General features: G+C 66.8%; 15 protein-coding genes. 9 read left to right on the top strand and 6 right to left on the bottom strand.

Going from position 1 to position 14,070, the window contains the following annotated elements:
- The first annotated feature begins 32 nt into the window (after positions 1 to 32).
- Complete coding sequence (locus PIN01S_RS22895; RefSeq protein WP_084339227.1) at positions 33 to 911, top strand: alpha/beta fold hydrolase; 879 nt, start codon at positions 33 to 35, stop codon at positions 909 to 911.
- A gap of 3 nt (positions 912 to 914) precedes the next feature.
- On the opposite strand, the gene PIN01S_RS22890 is transcribed toward PIN01S_RS22895, so the two are convergent.
- The gene (locus PIN01S_RS22890) at positions 915 to 1,307 is read right to left on the bottom strand and encodes a DUF3301 domain-containing protein (protein WP_084339226.1); all 393 of its coding nucleotides are present in this window, start codon (positions 1,305 to 1,307) and stop codon (positions 915 to 917) included.
- A 272-nt stretch (positions 1,308 to 1,579) separates the two neighbouring features.
- Here PIN01S_RS22890 and PIN01S_RS22885 point away from each other — a divergent pair, with 272 nt between their 5' ends.
- The 4 genes from PIN01S_RS22885 to PIN01S_RS22870 all read left to right on the top strand — a co-directional run bounded on the left by PIN01S_RS22885 (position 1,580) and on the right by PIN01S_RS22870 (position 6,074).
- Complete coding sequence (locus PIN01S_RS22885) at positions 1,580 to 1,978, top strand: VOC family protein (protein ID WP_084339225.1); 399 nt, start codon at positions 1,580 to 1,582, stop codon at positions 1,976 to 1,978.
- An 85-nt stretch (positions 1,979 to 2,063) separates the two neighbouring features.
- Positions 2,064 to 2,471 (top strand): DUF2946 domain-containing protein, encoded by a 408-nt coding sequence (locus PIN01S_RS22880; RefSeq protein WP_280141738.1) that lies wholly within the window; start codon positions 2,064 to 2,066, stop codon positions 2,469 to 2,471.
- A gap of 102 nt (positions 2,472 to 2,573) precedes the next feature.
- A complete protein-coding gene (locus PIN01S_RS22875) occupies positions 2,574 to 4,664 on the top strand; it encodes a TonB-dependent copper receptor (protein ID WP_084339223.1) in 2,091 nt (696 codons plus the stop codon).
- 45 nt (positions 4,665 to 4,709) lie between these two features.
- Positions 4,710 to 6,074, top strand: a complete 1,365-nt coding sequence (locus PIN01S_RS22870) for a PepSY-associated TM helix domain-containing protein (protein WP_084339222.1) — start codon at positions 4,710 to 4,712, stop codon at positions 6,072 to 6,074.
- A 50-nt stretch (positions 6,075 to 6,124) separates the two neighbouring features.
- Here the strand turns inward: PIN01S_RS22870 and PIN01S_RS22865 are convergent, their stop codons facing one another.
- Entirely contained in the window at positions 6,125 to 6,613 is a 489-nt protein-coding gene (locus PIN01S_RS22865) for an acyl-CoA thioesterase (protein ID WP_084339221.1), read from the bottom strand.
- 204 nt (positions 6,614 to 6,817) lie between these two features.
- On the opposite strand from PIN01S_RS22865, the gene PIN01S_RS22860 reads away from it, so the two are divergent.
- Together PIN01S_RS22860 and PIN01S_RS22855 are read left to right on the top strand one after the other, a co-directional pair.
- Positions 6,818 to 7,228 (top strand): MbcA/ParS/Xre antitoxin family protein, encoded by a 411-nt coding sequence (locus PIN01S_RS22860; protein ID WP_084339220.1) that lies wholly within the window; start codon positions 6,818 to 6,820, stop codon positions 7,226 to 7,228.
- Entirely contained in the window at positions 7,228 to 7,923 is a 696-nt protein-coding gene (locus PIN01S_RS22855) for an RES family NAD+ phosphorylase (protein ID WP_084339219.1), read from the top strand. The genes PIN01S_RS22860 and PIN01S_RS22855 overlap by 1 nt, the downstream gene beginning before the upstream one ends.
- 238 nt (positions 7,924 to 8,161) lie before the next feature.
- On the opposite strand, the gene PIN01S_RS22850 is transcribed toward PIN01S_RS22855, so the two are convergent.
- Together PIN01S_RS22850 and PIN01S_RS22845 are read right to left on the bottom strand one after the other, a co-directional pair.
- Positions 8,162 to 9,529: a glutamine synthetase family protein gene (locus PIN01S_RS22850; protein WP_084339218.1), complete on the bottom strand. Its 1,368-nt coding sequence runs from the start codon at positions 9,527 to 9,529 to the stop codon at positions 8,162 to 8,164.
- Positions 9,530 to 9,563: 34 nt separating this feature from the next.
- A complete protein-coding gene (locus PIN01S_RS22845) occupies positions 9,564 to 10,958 on the bottom strand; it encodes an aspartate aminotransferase family protein (protein ID WP_084339217.1) in 1,395 nt (464 codons plus the stop codon).
- Between the two features lie 225 nt (positions 10,959 to 11,183).
- Here PIN01S_RS22845 and PIN01S_RS22840 point away from each other — a divergent pair, with 225 nt between their 5' ends.
- Positions 11,184 to 11,828: a GntR family transcriptional regulator gene (locus PIN01S_RS22840; RefSeq protein WP_084339216.1), complete on the top strand. Its 645-nt coding sequence runs from the start codon at positions 11,184 to 11,186 to the stop codon at positions 11,826 to 11,828.
- Between the two features lie 4 nt (positions 11,829 to 11,832).
- Here PIN01S_RS22840 and PIN01S_RS22835 read toward each other — a convergent pair whose 3' ends face one another.
- Positions 11,833 to 12,240: an SMI1/KNR4 family protein gene (locus tag PIN01S_RS22835; RefSeq protein ID WP_084339215.1), complete on the bottom strand. Its 408-nt coding sequence runs from the start codon at positions 12,238 to 12,240 to the stop codon at positions 11,833 to 11,835.
- Positions 12,241 to 12,424: 184 nt separating this feature from the next.
- Positions 12,425 to 12,682, bottom strand: a complete 258-nt coding sequence (locus PIN01S_RS22830; RefSeq protein WP_084339214.1) for a LasR-specific antiactivator QslA — start codon at positions 12,680 to 12,682, stop codon at positions 12,425 to 12,427.
- A gap of 741 nt (positions 12,683 to 13,423) precedes the next feature.
- Here PIN01S_RS22830 and PIN01S_RS22825 point away from each other — a divergent pair.
- Positions 13,424 to 13,876, top strand: a complete 453-nt coding sequence (locus PIN01S_RS22825) for a GNAT family N-acetyltransferase (RefSeq protein WP_084339213.1) — start codon at positions 13,424 to 13,426, stop codon at positions 13,874 to 13,876.
- The last annotated feature ends 194 nt before the right edge of the window (positions 13,877 to 14,070 follow it).

Raw genomic sequence — 14,070 nt, 5'->3', positions numbered from 1 at the left:
CTAGCCCGCTGTCATTTCAGCGGCGCTTCGTCATGCAACTCTATCCCTGGGCACAGCCCACCTCGGCGGGCTTCACGCTGCGCGGCTGGCGCAGCGTGCCGTCCGGCAAACCCCTGCTGCATTTCCTCCACGGCAACGGCTTCTGCGGGCGCACCTACGAGCCCATGCTCCAGCACCTGGCGGAGTCCTTCGATCTCTGGCTGTGCGATGTCCAGGGCCATGGCGACAGCGACCACGGCGGGCGCTTCCATGGCTGGAACCGTAGTGCCGAGCTGGCGGTGGAGGCGTTCCAGGCCAACCGCGCAATGTTCGGCGAGGTGCCCTGTTTCGCCGCCGGGCACAGCTTCGGCGGGGTACTGACCAGCCTGATCCTGGCCCGCGAACCTGCGCTGTTCCAGCGCGCCGTGCTGCTCGACCCGGTGCTCTTCACACCCACCTTGATCGGCGTGATGGCGCTCTCCGACGTGGTCGGCCTGTACCGGCGCAATACCCTGGCGCGCAAGGCCCGCGCCCGTCGCCGCCAGTGGCCCGACCGCACCGCCGCCTTCGCTGCGCTGCAAGGACGTGGGATGTTCAAGGGCTGGAGCGATGAATCGCTGCGGTCCTACGTGAACCATGCGCTGAAAGACGTGGAGAATGGCGTCGAACTGAAATGCCGGCCCAGCCGCGAGGCGGAAATCTTCAGTTCCTTTCCCCGGCGGCTGTGGCCGTCGCTGGCCAAGGTCCGCACCCCGACCCAGGTGATCTACGGGCAGACGAGCTACCCCTTCGTCGCCAAGTCGGTGGCGCGCTGGTGTGCGTTGAATCCGGTGGTGAGCGGGCAGGTGGTGCCCGGTGGGCACTGCTTCATGCAGGAAGACCCGCGTGCGTCGGCGGAGCGGGTGGCCGACTTCCTGCTGCAGCGCGACTGATCGCTACTCGCCGCTCTTGCGCTCGTGCTCGCGGCGCCAGGTGTCCATCTGGATCACCTTGGCCGACTCGCTGGCCCGGGCGACGAACGGATGCGGCGCCATCTCGATGGGGCCGGGATGCACGCCGAACATGACGATGCTGCCAGCGTGGCGCTGCTCGCCGGTGACGGTGAACTCGAAGCCGTACACCCGCGCCAGACGCAGCCGGTTGCGGGCGTCGCGCAGCAGGGTGAAGCGGCGCAGGGCGACATTGCCGTCGAGCAGTTCCACGTCCAGCTTGTCGCAATGCTGCTTGACCCGCGCCAGGGCGTGTTCGCGCACGCCGTGGCCATGCCATAGCCAGGCGCCGACGGTGGCCAGCAGCATGAAAATGAACAGATTACCGAGGGTCAGCATGATTGCACCGTCCACGGGGGGAGAGAGCAGCTTAACCGATCCGTGACGGCCGCTCAGCTTCTGCGGTGAATGGACGCACGCCGATGTCGCAATTGCGCCAACTGCCTGTCCAGCGAAGCTAGGCGAATGAATTCGCCCCGACAAATATGTGCCACACCGGACCGCTCTTGGTAGGAGCCAGCTCTGCTGGCGAAGCTTCTGATTCGTTGAAAGGGATACGATGGATACCCCCATCCCGCAACCGTGTCCCTGTAAACGGCAAAGGAGGTCATATGGAACCGCGTCTGAGCCTGATCACCCTGGGCGTCGCCGATCTTCCCCGTGCCGTCGCCTTCTACCGCGACGTACTGAAATTGCCGCAACTGGACAGCCCGCCCGTGGTGGCGTTCTTCGAGCTGGGCAAGACCTGGCTCTCGCTGTTCCCGCGCAGCGACCTGGCCGCCGATGCCGGCGTGCCGGCCGAGGGCAGCGGTTTCCCCGGCTTCACCCTGGCGCACAACCTGCGTTCGCCGGAAGAGGTGGACGCGCTGCTGGCGGAGGTGGTGGCCGGCGGCGGTCGGCTGGTGAAGCCGGCGCAGCACGCCGAGTGGGGTGGCTACGCGGGTTATTTCGCCGATCCGGATGGCTTTCTCTGGGAGGTGGCTTGGAACCCGCACTTCCCACATCTCTGATGGCCTGCGGCTATCTGTCCCAGGGGCGGGAACTTCTGCTCCGGTAGGATAGCCTCTACTTGCAGTTCCACCCCTAAGGACGCCCGTGACCGCCTGCAGACGAAACCGACCTGCCGCATGGCTTGGCCTCTTCGCCATGCTCATGCTGTTCGTCGGCCCGTTGCTGTCCCAGGGGCTGGTCGAAACCTCCGCACCGTCCGCGCATGCGGGGCACATCGGCCACGGCAATCACCCTGAGGGGCATGCGGCCCATGATCCGCACGCCGGCCATGGCGGCGGGGCGATGCACGAACCCCACGATGCGCTCTGGGCCAAGTGTGGTTACTGCACGCTGCTGTTCAGTTGCCCGGCGCTGAGTCAGGCGCCGGTCGATCCTGCTCCACCGTCCTACGGTCTCGCCACGCCCTGTCCGCCGAGCCCGGCCAGCCAGGGCCATCCCCGCGCCGCCTTCTTCCCCGGTGCCCGCAGCCGCGCGCCGCCGCTGTCCGCCTGATCGCTTTCCCAACGCCGTTTCCGTTGCCGTTTCCGGCGCGTGCCTGCCTGCGCGCGCCGGACGCCCGGCATGACGGCCTCTGCCTTTGATCAGGAACACGATATGCCATTGGAAAACGCTTACGCCCGGCCGGCGCATGGCGCCTGCCCGTTCGCCCAGAAACCCTCCCGGCTGCGCTGGCGCCGGGCCTTCGCCGTCTTCGGCGGCCTGTTGCTGGCGCCCTTCGCCAGCGCCGAGGAGCATCAGCACGACCAGGTGATCATCCTGGCGCCGAAGGTGGTCACCGCCGTGGTGCAGAGTTCGCCGCTGACCATCGTCGCGGACCCCAAGGATGCCCGCCAGCCGGTCCCGGCCAGCGACGGTGCCGACTACCTCAAGACCATCCCCGGCTTCGCCGCGATCCGCAGCGGCGGCAGCAACGGCGACCCGGTGCTGCGCGGCATGTTCGGCTCGCGCATCAACCTGCTGGCCAACGGCGGCCAGATGCTCGGCGCCTGCCCGGGACGGATGGATGCGCCGACCTCCTACATCGCCCCGGAAACCTATGATCGCCTGACCGTGATCAAGGGCCCGCAGACCGTGCTCTGGGGCCCCGGCGCGTCCGCCGGCACCGTGCTCTTCGAGCGCGAACCGGAACATTTCGGCGAACTCGGCAGCCGCATCGACGCCAGCCTGCTGGCAGGCTCCAACGGCCGCTTCGACCGCTTGCTGGACGCCGCCGCGGGCGGCGAACAGGGCTACCTGCGGCTGGTCGGCAACCGCGCCCAGGCCGACGACTACCGCGATGGCGACGGCGACACCGTGCCCTCGCGCTGGAACAAATGGAACGCCGACGCCGCCCTCGGCTGGACGCCGGATGCCGACACCTTGGTCGAACTCACGGCTGGCAGCGGCGATGGTGAGGCCCGCTACGCCGGACGCGGCATGGACGGCGTGCAGTTCAAGCGCGAGAGCCTCGGCCTGCGCCTGGAGAAGAGCAACCTCGGCGAGCACCTGGAAAAGGTCGAGGCCCGGCTCTACTACAACTACGCCGACCACCTGATGGACAACTACAGCCTGCGCGACGCACCGGCCAGCGGGGCGATGGCTTCCAACGTCGACCGTCGTACGGTCGGCGGGCGACTGGCCGGCACCTGGCGCTGGGACGATTTGCAACTGATCGCCGGTGTCGACGGCCAGGCCAACACCCACCGCAAGCGCAGCGCCATGGGCATCGACACCTACGACGACAAGCCCTGGACCAAGGACGCCGCCTTCCACGGCTACGGCGCGTTCGGCGAGCTGACCTGGTTCGCCGGCGACCGCGACCGCCTGATCGGTGGCGCCCGGCTGGACCGCGCCACGGTGAAGGACTACCGCGACACCCTCGGCAGCGGCATGGCCACCACGCCCAACCCCACCGCCGACGAGCGCCGCGAAGACACCCTGCCGAGCGGCTTCCTGCGCTACGAGCACGACCAGGGCGGCGCCACCTGGTACGCGGGCCTCGGCCACGTCGAGCGCTTCCCGGACTACTGGGAACTGTTCTCGCCGCGCCAGGCGCCCACTGGCGAGGTGAACGCCTTCGACGGCATCGAGCCGGAGAAGACCACCCAGCTGGACGTCGGCGTGCAGTATCGCGACAAGCGCGTGGACGCTTGGGTTTCCGCCTACGCCGGGGTGGTCCGCGACTTCATCCTGTTCGACTACCGCAGCGGCAGCTCGCGGGCGGAAAACATCGACGCCCGCATCATGGGTGGCGAAATGGGTGCGGCTTACCACCTGACCGAGCGCTGGACCACCGACGCCACCCTGGCCTACGCCTGGGGCGAGAACCGCACGGACGATGAGGCACTGCCACAGATGCCGCCGCTGGAGGCGCGCTTCGGCCTGACCTACGCCACCGACGACTGGAGCGCAGGTGCTCTCTGGAGAGTGGTGCGGGCGCAGAACCGGGTTGCCGTGGGCAAGGGCAACGTGGTCGGAAAGGATCTGGAATCCAGCCCCGGTTTCGGCGTGCTGTCGCTCAACGGTGCCTATCGGGTGAGCGAACACCTGCGCCTCAGCGCCGGTGTCGACAACCTGCTCGGCAAGGACTACGCCGAACACCTCAACCTGGCGGGCAACGCCGGCTTCGGCTTCCCGGCGGACGATCCGCGCAGCATCCACGAACCCGGCCGGACCCTCTGGACCAAGGTCGATCTCTCGTTCTGACGAGCGCGGGCGCCCTCCGTTGAGGGCGCCCGCCGAGGAAAACCAATGACAAGAAAAACCGTGCCTTCGTTCTACAACCTGGCCTGGCGCTGGCATTTCTACGCCGGGCTGTTCGTCGCGCCCTTCATGATCCTGCTGGCGATCACCGGGATCGTCTACCTGTACAAGCCGCAGCTCGATACGCTGCTCTACGCCGACCTGATGCAGGTCCCGGCGGGCGAGCACCGGCTCGCCGCCGACGAGCTGCTGGCGCGGGTTCGCGAGGCTTATCCACATGCCCGGGTCAGCCAGTACCTGCCGCCGCCGGATGCCGGGCGCAGCGCCCAGTTCGTCGCCACGCTGGACGGCCGCGAGCTGAACCTGTTCGTCGATCCCTACCGCGGCACCCTGCTCGGCAGCCAGGACGCGCACAACAACCTGCAAGCCATCGCCCGCGCCCTGCACGGCGAACTGATGGTCGGCACCCTGGGCGACCGGTTGATCGAGCTGGCGGCGGGTTGGGGGATTGTCCTCGTGGTGTCCGGGCTCTACCTCTGGTGGCCGCGTGGGCAGGGTGGGGCGGGTGTGCTCTGGCCGCACCTGGCGAGCCGGGGACGGCTGTTCTGGCGCGACCTGCACGCCGTGCTCGGCTTCTGGGGCGCGTTGCTCACGCTGTTCATGCTGCTCACCGGCATGACCTGGACCGGCTTCTGGGGCAAAACCTTCGCCGACGTCTGGAACCGTTTCCCGGCGGCCATGTGGAACGAGGTGCCGACCTCCGACCTGGAGGCGCGCAGCCTCAACAGCGCGGCCCGGCAGAACGTGCCCTGGGCGGTGGAGAACACCCCGCTGCCGATCTCCGGCGCCCACGCCGAACACCAGGGCCACGCCGGACATGGTGTCGCCGCCCCGCAGATCAGCCTGCAACAGGTAGTGGACATCGCCGAGGCGCGTGGCGTGGTGCCTGGCTACGGCATCACCTGGCCCAAGGGCGAGAAGGGCGTGTTCTCCATCGCGGTGTTCGCCGACGACCCGCGCAACGACGCCACCCTGCACATCGACCAGTACAGCGGCGCGGTGCTGGCCGACGTGCGCTGGCGCGACTACGGTCTGGTGGCGCGCAGCGTGGAAACCGGCGTGATGCTGCACGAAGGCAAGATGTTCGGCTGGCCCAACCAGTTGCTGATGCTGGGCATCTGCCTGCTGATCCTGCTGAGCGCCGTCAGCGGCCTGGTGATGTGGTGGAAACGCCGCCCCGCCGGGCGTTTCGGCGTTCCGCCACTGCGCCACGACCTGCCGCTGTGGAAGGGCGGGGTGGCAATCATGCTGGTGCTCGGTGTCGCCTTCCCGCTGGTGGGATTGTCGATGATCGCGGTCTGGCTGCTCGACCGGCTGTGGCTGGCGTGGCAGCCGGAGCGGGCTATCACATAGAACCTGTTTTCAACGCAGCAGGGCCGACGCGCAGCAGATCGTAGGCAGGTTCACTCGTTCCAACTGCCCTTCAACTCCCGATAGCGCTGCTCCAGTTCCTCGCGGATCTGGCGGCGCTGCTGGGCCTGGGCGAAACGGCGCTTCTCGTCGGGCGTTACCGGTTCGCGCGGGGGGACCGGCGTCGGCTGGCGCTGGTCGTCCACCGCCACCATGGTGAAGAAGCAACTGTTGGTGTGGCGGACCGAGCGCTCGCGGATGTTCTCGGTCACCACCTTGATGCCGATTTCCATGGACGTGCGCCCCGTGTAGTTCACCGAGGCGAGGAAGGTCACCAGTTCGCCCACGTGGATCGGCTCGCGGAAGATCACCTGGTCCACCGACAGGGTCACCACATAGCGCCCGGCGTAGCGGCTGGCGCAGGCATAGGCGACTTCGTCGAGGTATTTCAGCAGGGTGCCGCCATGGACATTGCCGGAAAAGTTGGCCATGTCCGGGGTCATCAGCACGGTCATCGACAGTTGGGCATTTCCGGGTTCCATGGCTCGCTCCTCGACTGCTGCGGCTATGTCCGGGCACCTTCGAAAACTACCTGAGTTGCCTCGCCTGCGTTTTCTGAGGTACCCGTTTCAGGTTTAGCAGGTAGATGAACGAATCTCCCGGCGAAGCACTTTTATGGCCAGCCGAACTTGTGTTTGTAGATATATCGCCTAATAATGTTGATGAAGCAACCTGAGAGGTGATCCATGAGTTCTGCCGCGTTACGCCACGACATCCAGGATTTCGCGTCCGAAGACTCCCGCCGCGATCTCGCACGGGTCATCGGCGCCCTGTTCGAACGCTGGGGACTGGATACCGACCTGCAGATGCAACTGCTCGGCATGAGCCCGAAGAGCCGCAAGCAGTTGCCCCGCTACCGCGCCGGCGAAGCCGCACTGCCGGCCAACCGCGACACCCTGGACCGCATCGGCTACCTGCTGGGCATTCACAAGGGGTTGCGCCTGTTGTTCCCCGAGGACGAAGAGTTGCGCTTCAGCTGGGTACGCCGGCGCAACCGTGCCCTGGAAGGCGAGACGCCGCTAGAAGTCATGGCGCGCGACGGCCTGATCGGTATTGCCCGGGTTGCCCGCCTGATCGACTTCCAGCGAGGACGCTGATGGCCCTGCTCGATACCACCTGCGATTTTTCCGGCACCGTCTACCGCAACATCGTTTCGTTGCGCGTCTCGGCCAACCTGTTCGACGACCTGGTCGCCGACAGCCGGGCCCAGGAGGCGGCCAACGATGCGGAGATGCGCGTGCGCAGCGTCGGCCCCGGCGTGATCGAACGGGGTCTGGCCTACAGCGAAGCCATCGGCTACCCGTTCGAGGCCGACACCAGCGTTGCCAGCCGCTACGGCGACGGCACCGTGCGCGTCTGGTACGGCGCCCTCGACGAGGATACCGCCCTGGCCGAGACCTGCTACCACCAGATCCAGATGCTCCGCGACATCGAAGGCGTCGACCGGGTGGTGACGCGCTACCGCAAGGTCTGGCAGGTCCAGGCAGCGGGCCTGTTCATCGACCTGCGCGGCAAGGAAACGGAATTCCCCGAACTGGTCGCCGACGACTACGCCTACACCCAGGCCATCGGCAAGCGCCTGTCCCACGAAGGTATCCCCGGCCTGCTCTACCCCTCGGCCCGCTGGCCCACCGGCGAATGCCTCGGCGCCTTCCGTGCCGACCCGCTGTCCCAGCCGATCCAGCTCTACGACCTCACCTACCGCATCGACCCCGTGGCCGGCGTGGTGGCGGTCGAACGCGAACCCGGCAAGCTGCTGTGCCGCCTGAGCCTGGAGCAGCTCCGTCGGTGAAGCCATAACCGTAGCCCGGATAAGCGAAGCGCAATCCGGGGCGGGTACAGATTCGAGCATAGGTATGGGCCGAAAGACCGCCCCCTCACCCCAGCCCTCTCCCCACAGGGGAGAGGGCGTTGTGCGAGTGGGGCGATACGAATGGGGAACGCGCCGAAGAGCGTGATTTGAAGCCCGGATAAACCCCAGCGCAATCCGGGGCCCTCACTTCTCTCTCCTCACGCCTCCCACTCGCCCCTCACGCATGGTTCAAATACCAACGCCAGTCCTGCTCGCCCACTTCGCCCATGAACGTGCGGTATTCGGCGTGTTTGATCGCCAGGTAGACCTTGAGGAAGTCGGCGCCGAGGGCGTCGCGGGCCCAGCTGGAGTCTTCCAGGGCGTTCAGGGCGGTGAGCCAGTCGGTGGGGAGGAACTCCCGGGCCTGGGCGTAGCCGTTGCCTTCGATGGGGGCGCCGGGGTCGAGTTGCTGGCGGATGCCGTGGTGGATGCCGGCGAGGATCGCCGCTGCCGCCAGATAGGGGTTGGCATCGGCACCGCAGATACGGTGCTCGATGTGCCGGCTCTTCGCCGGACCGCCCGGCACGCGCAGGCTCACGGTGCGGTTGTTGATGCCCCAGGTCGGCGCCAGCGGCGCGTAGCTGTTGGCCTGGAAGCGGCGGAACGAGTTGGCGTTGGGGCAGAACAGTGCCAGGCTGTCGAGCAGTGTGGCGAGCATGCCGCCCACCGAGTGCTTGAGCAGCGGCGTGCCTTCCGGCGCCTCACTGGCATAAAGGTTGTTGCCGTCCGCGTCGGCCAGGCTCACATGCATGTGCAGGCCGCTGCCGGAGAGGTCGCCGAACGGCTTGGCCATGAAGCAGGCCTGCAGACCATGGCGGTTGGCCACACCCTTCACCAGGCGCTTGTAGCGCACCCCTTCGTCCATCGCCTGGAGCGCATCGAAACGGTGCTCCAGGGTAATTTCCACCTGCCCCGGTGCGTATTCGGAAATCGCCGTGCGCGCCGGCAGCCCCTGGGCCTCGCAGGCGGCGTAGAGATCGTCGAGGAACGGCTGTAGCTGCTCCAGTTCGTAGACGCCATAGACCTGCGTGGCGTGGGGCCTGGCGCCGTTCATCTGGCGCGCCGGCAGCGGTCGGCCGCCTTCGCCGCGCTCGCGGTCGATCAGGTAGAACTCCAGTTCGGCGGCCATCACCGGGTGGTAGCCGTCCGCCTTAAGCCCGTCGATCACCCGGGCGAGCACATGGCGCGGATCGGCCACCGTCGCCGGCAGGCCCTGGGTCGGGTGCATGCTCACCTGCAACTGTGCGGTGGGCGCGCTGCGCCAGGGTTGCAGTACCAGGCTGCCGGGCAGCGGGTAGGCCCAGCAATCCGCGTCGCCGACCTCCCAGACCAGCCCGGAGTCCTCCACATCGTCGCCGTTTATGGTCAGGCCGAGGATGGTGCTCGGCAGCGGACGGCCGCTTTCGTAGATGGCCAAAAGCTCTTCCCGGCGCAGCAGCTTGCCGCGCGGTACGCCGTTGGGGTCGATGATGAACAGCTCGAAACTCTTCACCTCGGGATGGGCGGCGAGGAAGGTCTGGGCTTCGTTGAGATCGGCGAATCGCATGGGAATGTCCTTGTCGTGCGTCCGGGGGCCTGGGTCAGGCGATGCGTGCGCCAGGGAGCGCGAGCAGCTCGCCGAGCGCCTGGTCGAGGGTGTCGGTCAGCCGGTCGACGTCCTCGGTGCGGGTGTCCGGGCAGCACAGTGTCATGTTGTGGAACGGCGTGATCAGGATGCCGCGGTTGATCAGGTACAGGTGCAGGGTCTGCTGCAGGTGATCGTGGAACGCCGCCTCGGCCTCGGCACCGGTGCGGGGCGGCTTGGCGCAGAACTGGAACTCGCAGCGCGCGCCCAGCTCGGTCACCGACCAGGCCAGTCCGTGCTTGTCGATCAGCCGGCGGAAGCCTTCGGCCAGACGCGCCGCCAGCGGCAGCATGTGGGCGTAGGCCTGCTCGGTCATCACCTCTTCCAGGTTGGCGCGCATGCAGTGCATCGCCAGGGCATTGGCCGACAGCGTGGTGCCCATGCCACTGTGCCCATGGACTTCGCCATGCTCGCCGGCATGCTGGCGGACGATCTGCATGGCCTGCGCCATCTCCGCCGTGCAGCCGTACACCGAACAGGGCACGCCGCCGGCGATGGGCTTGCCGAGGGTGATGAAGTCCGGCTGCAGGTTCCAGGCGCGGGTGCAGCCGCCGGGGCCGGTGGAGATGGTGTGGGTTTCGTCGATGATCAGCAGGGTGCCGTACTGGCGGGTGAGTTCGCGCAGCCGCTGGTGATAGCCCGGGTCGGGCAGGACCATGCCGATGTTGGTCATCGCCGGCTCGCACAGCACGGCGGCGACGTCGCCCTGGGCCAGCGCCGCTTCCAGGGCCTGGAGATCGTTGAAGGGAATCGCCCGGCTGTACTTGGCCAGGTTGCGCGCCTGGCCGAGCAGGCCGGGGCGGTGCACGGTGCGGCCTTCCTTGAAGCGCACCAGGGTGTCGTCGACGGTGCCGTGGTAGCAGCCGTCGAACACCAGCAGCGTGTTGCGCCCGGTGATCGCTCGCGCCCAGCGCAGCACGAAGCGGTTGGCGTCGGTGGCGGTGGTCGCCACCTGCCAGTAGGGCAGGCCGAAGCGTTCCGCCAGCCGTTCGCCGGCGACCACCGCGTCTTCGCCCGGCAGCATGGTGGTCAGGCCGTTGGCGCCCTGCTCGGCAATGGCGCGGGCAATGGGCGCCGGCGAGTGGCCGAACATGCTGCCGGTATCGCCGAGGCAGAAGTCCAGATACTCATGGCCGTCCACGTCATAAAAACGCGCGCCCTGGGCGCGGCTGACGAACAGCGGGCAGGGCGTGGACCAGTCGCTCATCCAGTGCATGGGCACGCCGCCGAACAGCGAATGGCGGGCGCGCTCGGCGAGGGTGACGGACTTGGGATTCTGCTCGAGAAAACGGGCCCGTTCGCGGGCGGCCAGGATTTCCACGGCGCGATCGGCGATACCGCTGGCGGTCATGTTGAACACCTCGTTCGTTTTTTTGCACGCATCATTGTTTTGTGATCACAGGGCTGTCAATAGGACCGTGAAGAAAAGCTTTTTGAGGTCGTTGCCGACCGGTTCCGGTGTATCCGCGCCAATCGCTTCTCTTGCCGGTGCCTTGAACGAACGCCAGACTGTCTCACCCGCGTTACAGATTCAGCCAAACCGGCTCGGCCGGCGAAGACAGGGAACCCCCCGAGGATGGCCGAGAACCTTCAGGAACAGATGTACCAGCGCCTGCGCGAGGGCCTGCTGGCAGGGCGCTTCGAGCCCGGCGAAGCGCTGAAGCTACGCGATCTGGCCGCGCGCTGGGGCACCAGTCCGATGCCGGTGCGCGGCGCCTTGCAACGGCTGGTCGCCGAAGGCGCGTTGGAGGGAGAACCGCAGCGCTCGGTGCGGGTGCCGGTCATCACGGCCGAGCGCCTGATCCAGCTCTACCAAGTGCGCCTGAGCCTGGAAGGAATGGCGGCCGAGGAGGGCGCGCGGCGCCTGGATGCCGCCGGTCGCGAGCAACTGCACGCCTGCACCGAGCGGATGGCTGCCGCCCTGGCGCGCCGCGATGCGCAGGGCTACCTGTACGACAACAGCCAGTTCCACCTGACGCTCTACCGCGCCAGCGGCAACCCGGTGCTGCTCCGCCTGATCGAATCGCTCTGGCTACAGGCCGGGCCGCTGTTCAACCGGCTTTTTCGCGAAACCGATCTGTCCCTGTTCAACGATTTCCACCAACACTGCCTCGATGCCCTGGACCAGGGCGATCCCGCGGCAGCGCGGCAGGCCATCGAACAGGACCTGCTGCACTTCCGGTCGATCCTGCTCGGCTTGTTCGAGGAAGCGGTTGAGTGATGGCTCAGCTTTCCAGCCAGACATCCCTGGCCCAGTGCCAGACGGAATCCCAGCGCTCGTCGGTCAGCTCGGCCTCATCGCCGGACCAGAGCACGACCTCGCCTTCCTGATCGACGCAGTAGTAATCGCCGCGATCCTCACAGATCGGCACCAGATCGCGCGGCACGCCCAGGTCCCAGGCGGTGGCGGCGATTTCCGGCAGGTAAGTGTGGGATTGCGGGTCGGTCACAGTCACCGGCTCCAGGCGGCCGTAGACCACGTCGCTGACCTTGAGCAGGAACTCGCGCAGCTCGAAGGGCAGGTTGATCAGCAACTGCTCCTCGATCTCCACCAGCAGATCGTCGTCCGGCAGTTCCAGCGGTACCGGAACCGGTTCGTTCAATTCGCGCAGCTGTTCGATGACTTCTTCCACAGCAGTTCCCTCCCCAGAGAAAAGGCGCGTTTATACACCAGTGGCCGGGGCCCGGGGGCTCGACGTGCAGGGTGAAGCCTGGCGCGTCTCGCGGGCCACGTGGCCGGATCGTTTCGTTGAGAGCCTAGTTGGTGGCCGCGGACTTGGGGCGTGCCAGCCGACGGTTAGCTTCCTGTGCGGACGATCAGTGATCAATGGCCATCAGGCGTTGTTGCAAACGGGTTAGAAAACCGACGTCGAATGCGGTTTGCCGGTGGCCGCCAGGCTGTTCTTCACGGCCCAGGATGACGGCTGTCCATAGCGGGCCGTTGCGCCGAACGAGCCAGCGTTCGGCGCAGGCGACGCCCTGGTCGAGGGCTGGCTGGCAGTCTTCGAGCCAGACCAGTTCGAGGCCGGGCTGGCCGTCGGCGGGAGGGATGGAGCAGAGGTTGTCCTTGCGCATGGGGTTGTCCTTGCCGTGGCTGGTCGAGCATTCCGCTTGGCGTGATTAGGCCGGATCGTTTTGGGGGAGGCCACGGACTTATCGTCACATCGATTACCCGACAGGGCCGAAGGGTGTTGGCAGTGCAATATGGCATCGGGGTTTTTTGATGGTGAATGTCTTGAATGCAGAGCTGGCCTTGAATCCGCCCCCTCACCCCAACCCTCTCCCCAGAGGGGCGAGGGGGCAGGTTTGTGTGGGCTCGGAGGTCCGGGTTCGCTTTCTTTCCTCTCTCTCCGCTGAGGAGAGGACTAGGAGTGGGGCTTGCTCCGAAGCTACGGCCAAGGCTTTGGGCGTTACGGCGGGAGAGTTGTTTTCTGGGCTGTAGACGCTCTGTGTAGGTCCCTGATCTCCGCCCCCTCACCCCAGCCCTCTCCCCAAGAAGGGCGAGGGGGCAGATCGTGCGAGTCCTCGGGTTTGAGGCTCGCCCGAGAGAAGAGTGGGGAAAGAGCAAGGTTCTGAATCTGCAAGTCCGCCCCGAATAGCCGTCTTGTCTCTTAGACGGAAGAGAAGAGCGATTGCCAGATTTTCGAGCCCGGACAATCCACTCCCTCGCCCCTCTGGGGAGAGGGCTGGGGTGAGGGGGCGGAGGTGGTCACAGCGCAGCAATCACGGCCATGCACCTCCCAGAAGAGCACCACCCAGTTGTAGCCACCCCGCCGCATTCCGTATAACCCCGGCTTTGCCGCCAAGGAACTTGCCATGCCGCTCATCTGGACCAGCCAGCATCACAGCGAACTCGACAAGGAATCCCTCTACGCCATCCTCGAGCTGCGCACCCTGGTTTTCGTGGTGGAGCAGAAGTGCCCCTATCAGGAGGTCGATGGTCAGGACTTGCAGGGAGATACTTGCCACCTGATGGCCTGGCAGGACGGTCGGCTGGTGGCTTACCTGCGGCTGCTGGACCCTGAGCGCCACGAGGGCGACGTGGTGATCGGCCGCGTGGTGATCGCCGCCGAGGCCCGTGGGCAGGGGCTGGGTCATGAACTGATGGTCCGCGCCCTCGAAGAATGCCACCAGCGCTGGCCGCAGCGGCCGGTCTACCTGTCCGCTCAGGCCCACCTGCAAGGCTATTACGGGCGCTACGGCTTCACGCCGGTCACCGAGGTCTACCTGGAAGACGATATTCCCCACATCGGCATGCGCCGGGCGTAAGAACCCGGGCTTTGCCCGGGCTCATATTTCGGTCACGCGCCGCTGACATCCGGCGAGGCCGCTCGCGGAGCGGCGGCGAACGTGGTCGTGACGGTGGGGTTGAACAGGCGTTGCAGGAGGGTCTTGAGCGTGGCCAGGAGGATCAGCACGCCAACCGCCAGGATCAGGAAGTGATCGGAGAGGAAATACAAGCC

The sequence above is a fragment of the Pseudomonas indica NBRC 103045 genome, assembly GCF_002091635.1.
GTDB lineage: Bacteria > Pseudomonadota > Gammaproteobacteria > Pseudomonadales > Pseudomonadaceae > Pseudomonas_M > Pseudomonas_M indica.
Note: the sequence above shows the minus strand (reverse complement) of the source record. Positions and strands in the feature narration are given on the sequence as shown.

Coding starts and splice junctions, on each gene's coding strand:
- PIN01S_RS22895 (WP_084339227.1), top strand. CDS start 33: ATGCAACTCTATCCCTGGGCACAGCCCACCTCGGCGGGCTTCACGCTG.
- PIN01S_RS22890 (WP_084339226.1), bottom strand. CDS start 1,307: ATGCTGACCCTCGGTAATCTGTTCATTTTCATGCTGCTGGCCACCGTC.
- PIN01S_RS22885 (WP_084339225.1), top strand. CDS start 1,580: ATGGAACCGCGTCTGAGCCTGATCACCCTGGGCGTCGCCGATCTTCCC.
- PIN01S_RS22875 (WP_084339223.1), top strand. CDS start 2,574: ATGCCATTGGAAAACGCTTACGCCCGGCCGGCGCATGGCGCCTGCCCG.
- PIN01S_RS22870 (WP_084339222.1), top strand. CDS start 4,710: ATGACAAGAAAAACCGTGCCTTCGTTCTACAACCTGGCCTGGCGCTGG.
- PIN01S_RS22865 (WP_084339221.1), bottom strand. CDS start 6,613: ATGGAACCCGGAAATGCCCAACTGTCGATGACCGTGCTGATGACCCCG.
- PIN01S_RS22860 (WP_084339220.1), top strand. CDS start 6,818: ATGAGTTCTGCCGCGTTACGCCACGACATCCAGGATTTCGCGTCCGAA.
- PIN01S_RS22855 (WP_084339219.1), top strand. CDS start 7,228: ATGGCCCTGCTCGATACCACCTGCGATTTTTCCGGCACCGTCTACCGC.
- PIN01S_RS22850 (WP_084339218.1), bottom strand. CDS start 9,529: ATGCGATTCGCCGATCTCAACGAAGCCCAGACCTTCCTCGCCGCCCAT.
- PIN01S_RS22845 (WP_084339217.1), bottom strand. CDS start 10,958: ATGACCGCCAGCGGTATCGCCGATCGCGCCGTGGAAATCCTGGCCGCC.
- PIN01S_RS22840 (WP_084339216.1), top strand. CDS start 11,184: ATGGCCGAGAACCTTCAGGAACAGATGTACCAGCGCCTGCGCGAGGGC.
- PIN01S_RS22830 (WP_084339214.1), bottom strand. CDS start 12,682: ATGCGCAAGGACAACCTCTGCTCCATCCCTCCCGCCGACGGCCAGCCC.
- PIN01S_RS22825 (WP_084339213.1), top strand. CDS start 13,424: ATGCCGCTCATCTGGACCAGCCAGCATCACAGCGAACTCGACAAGGAA.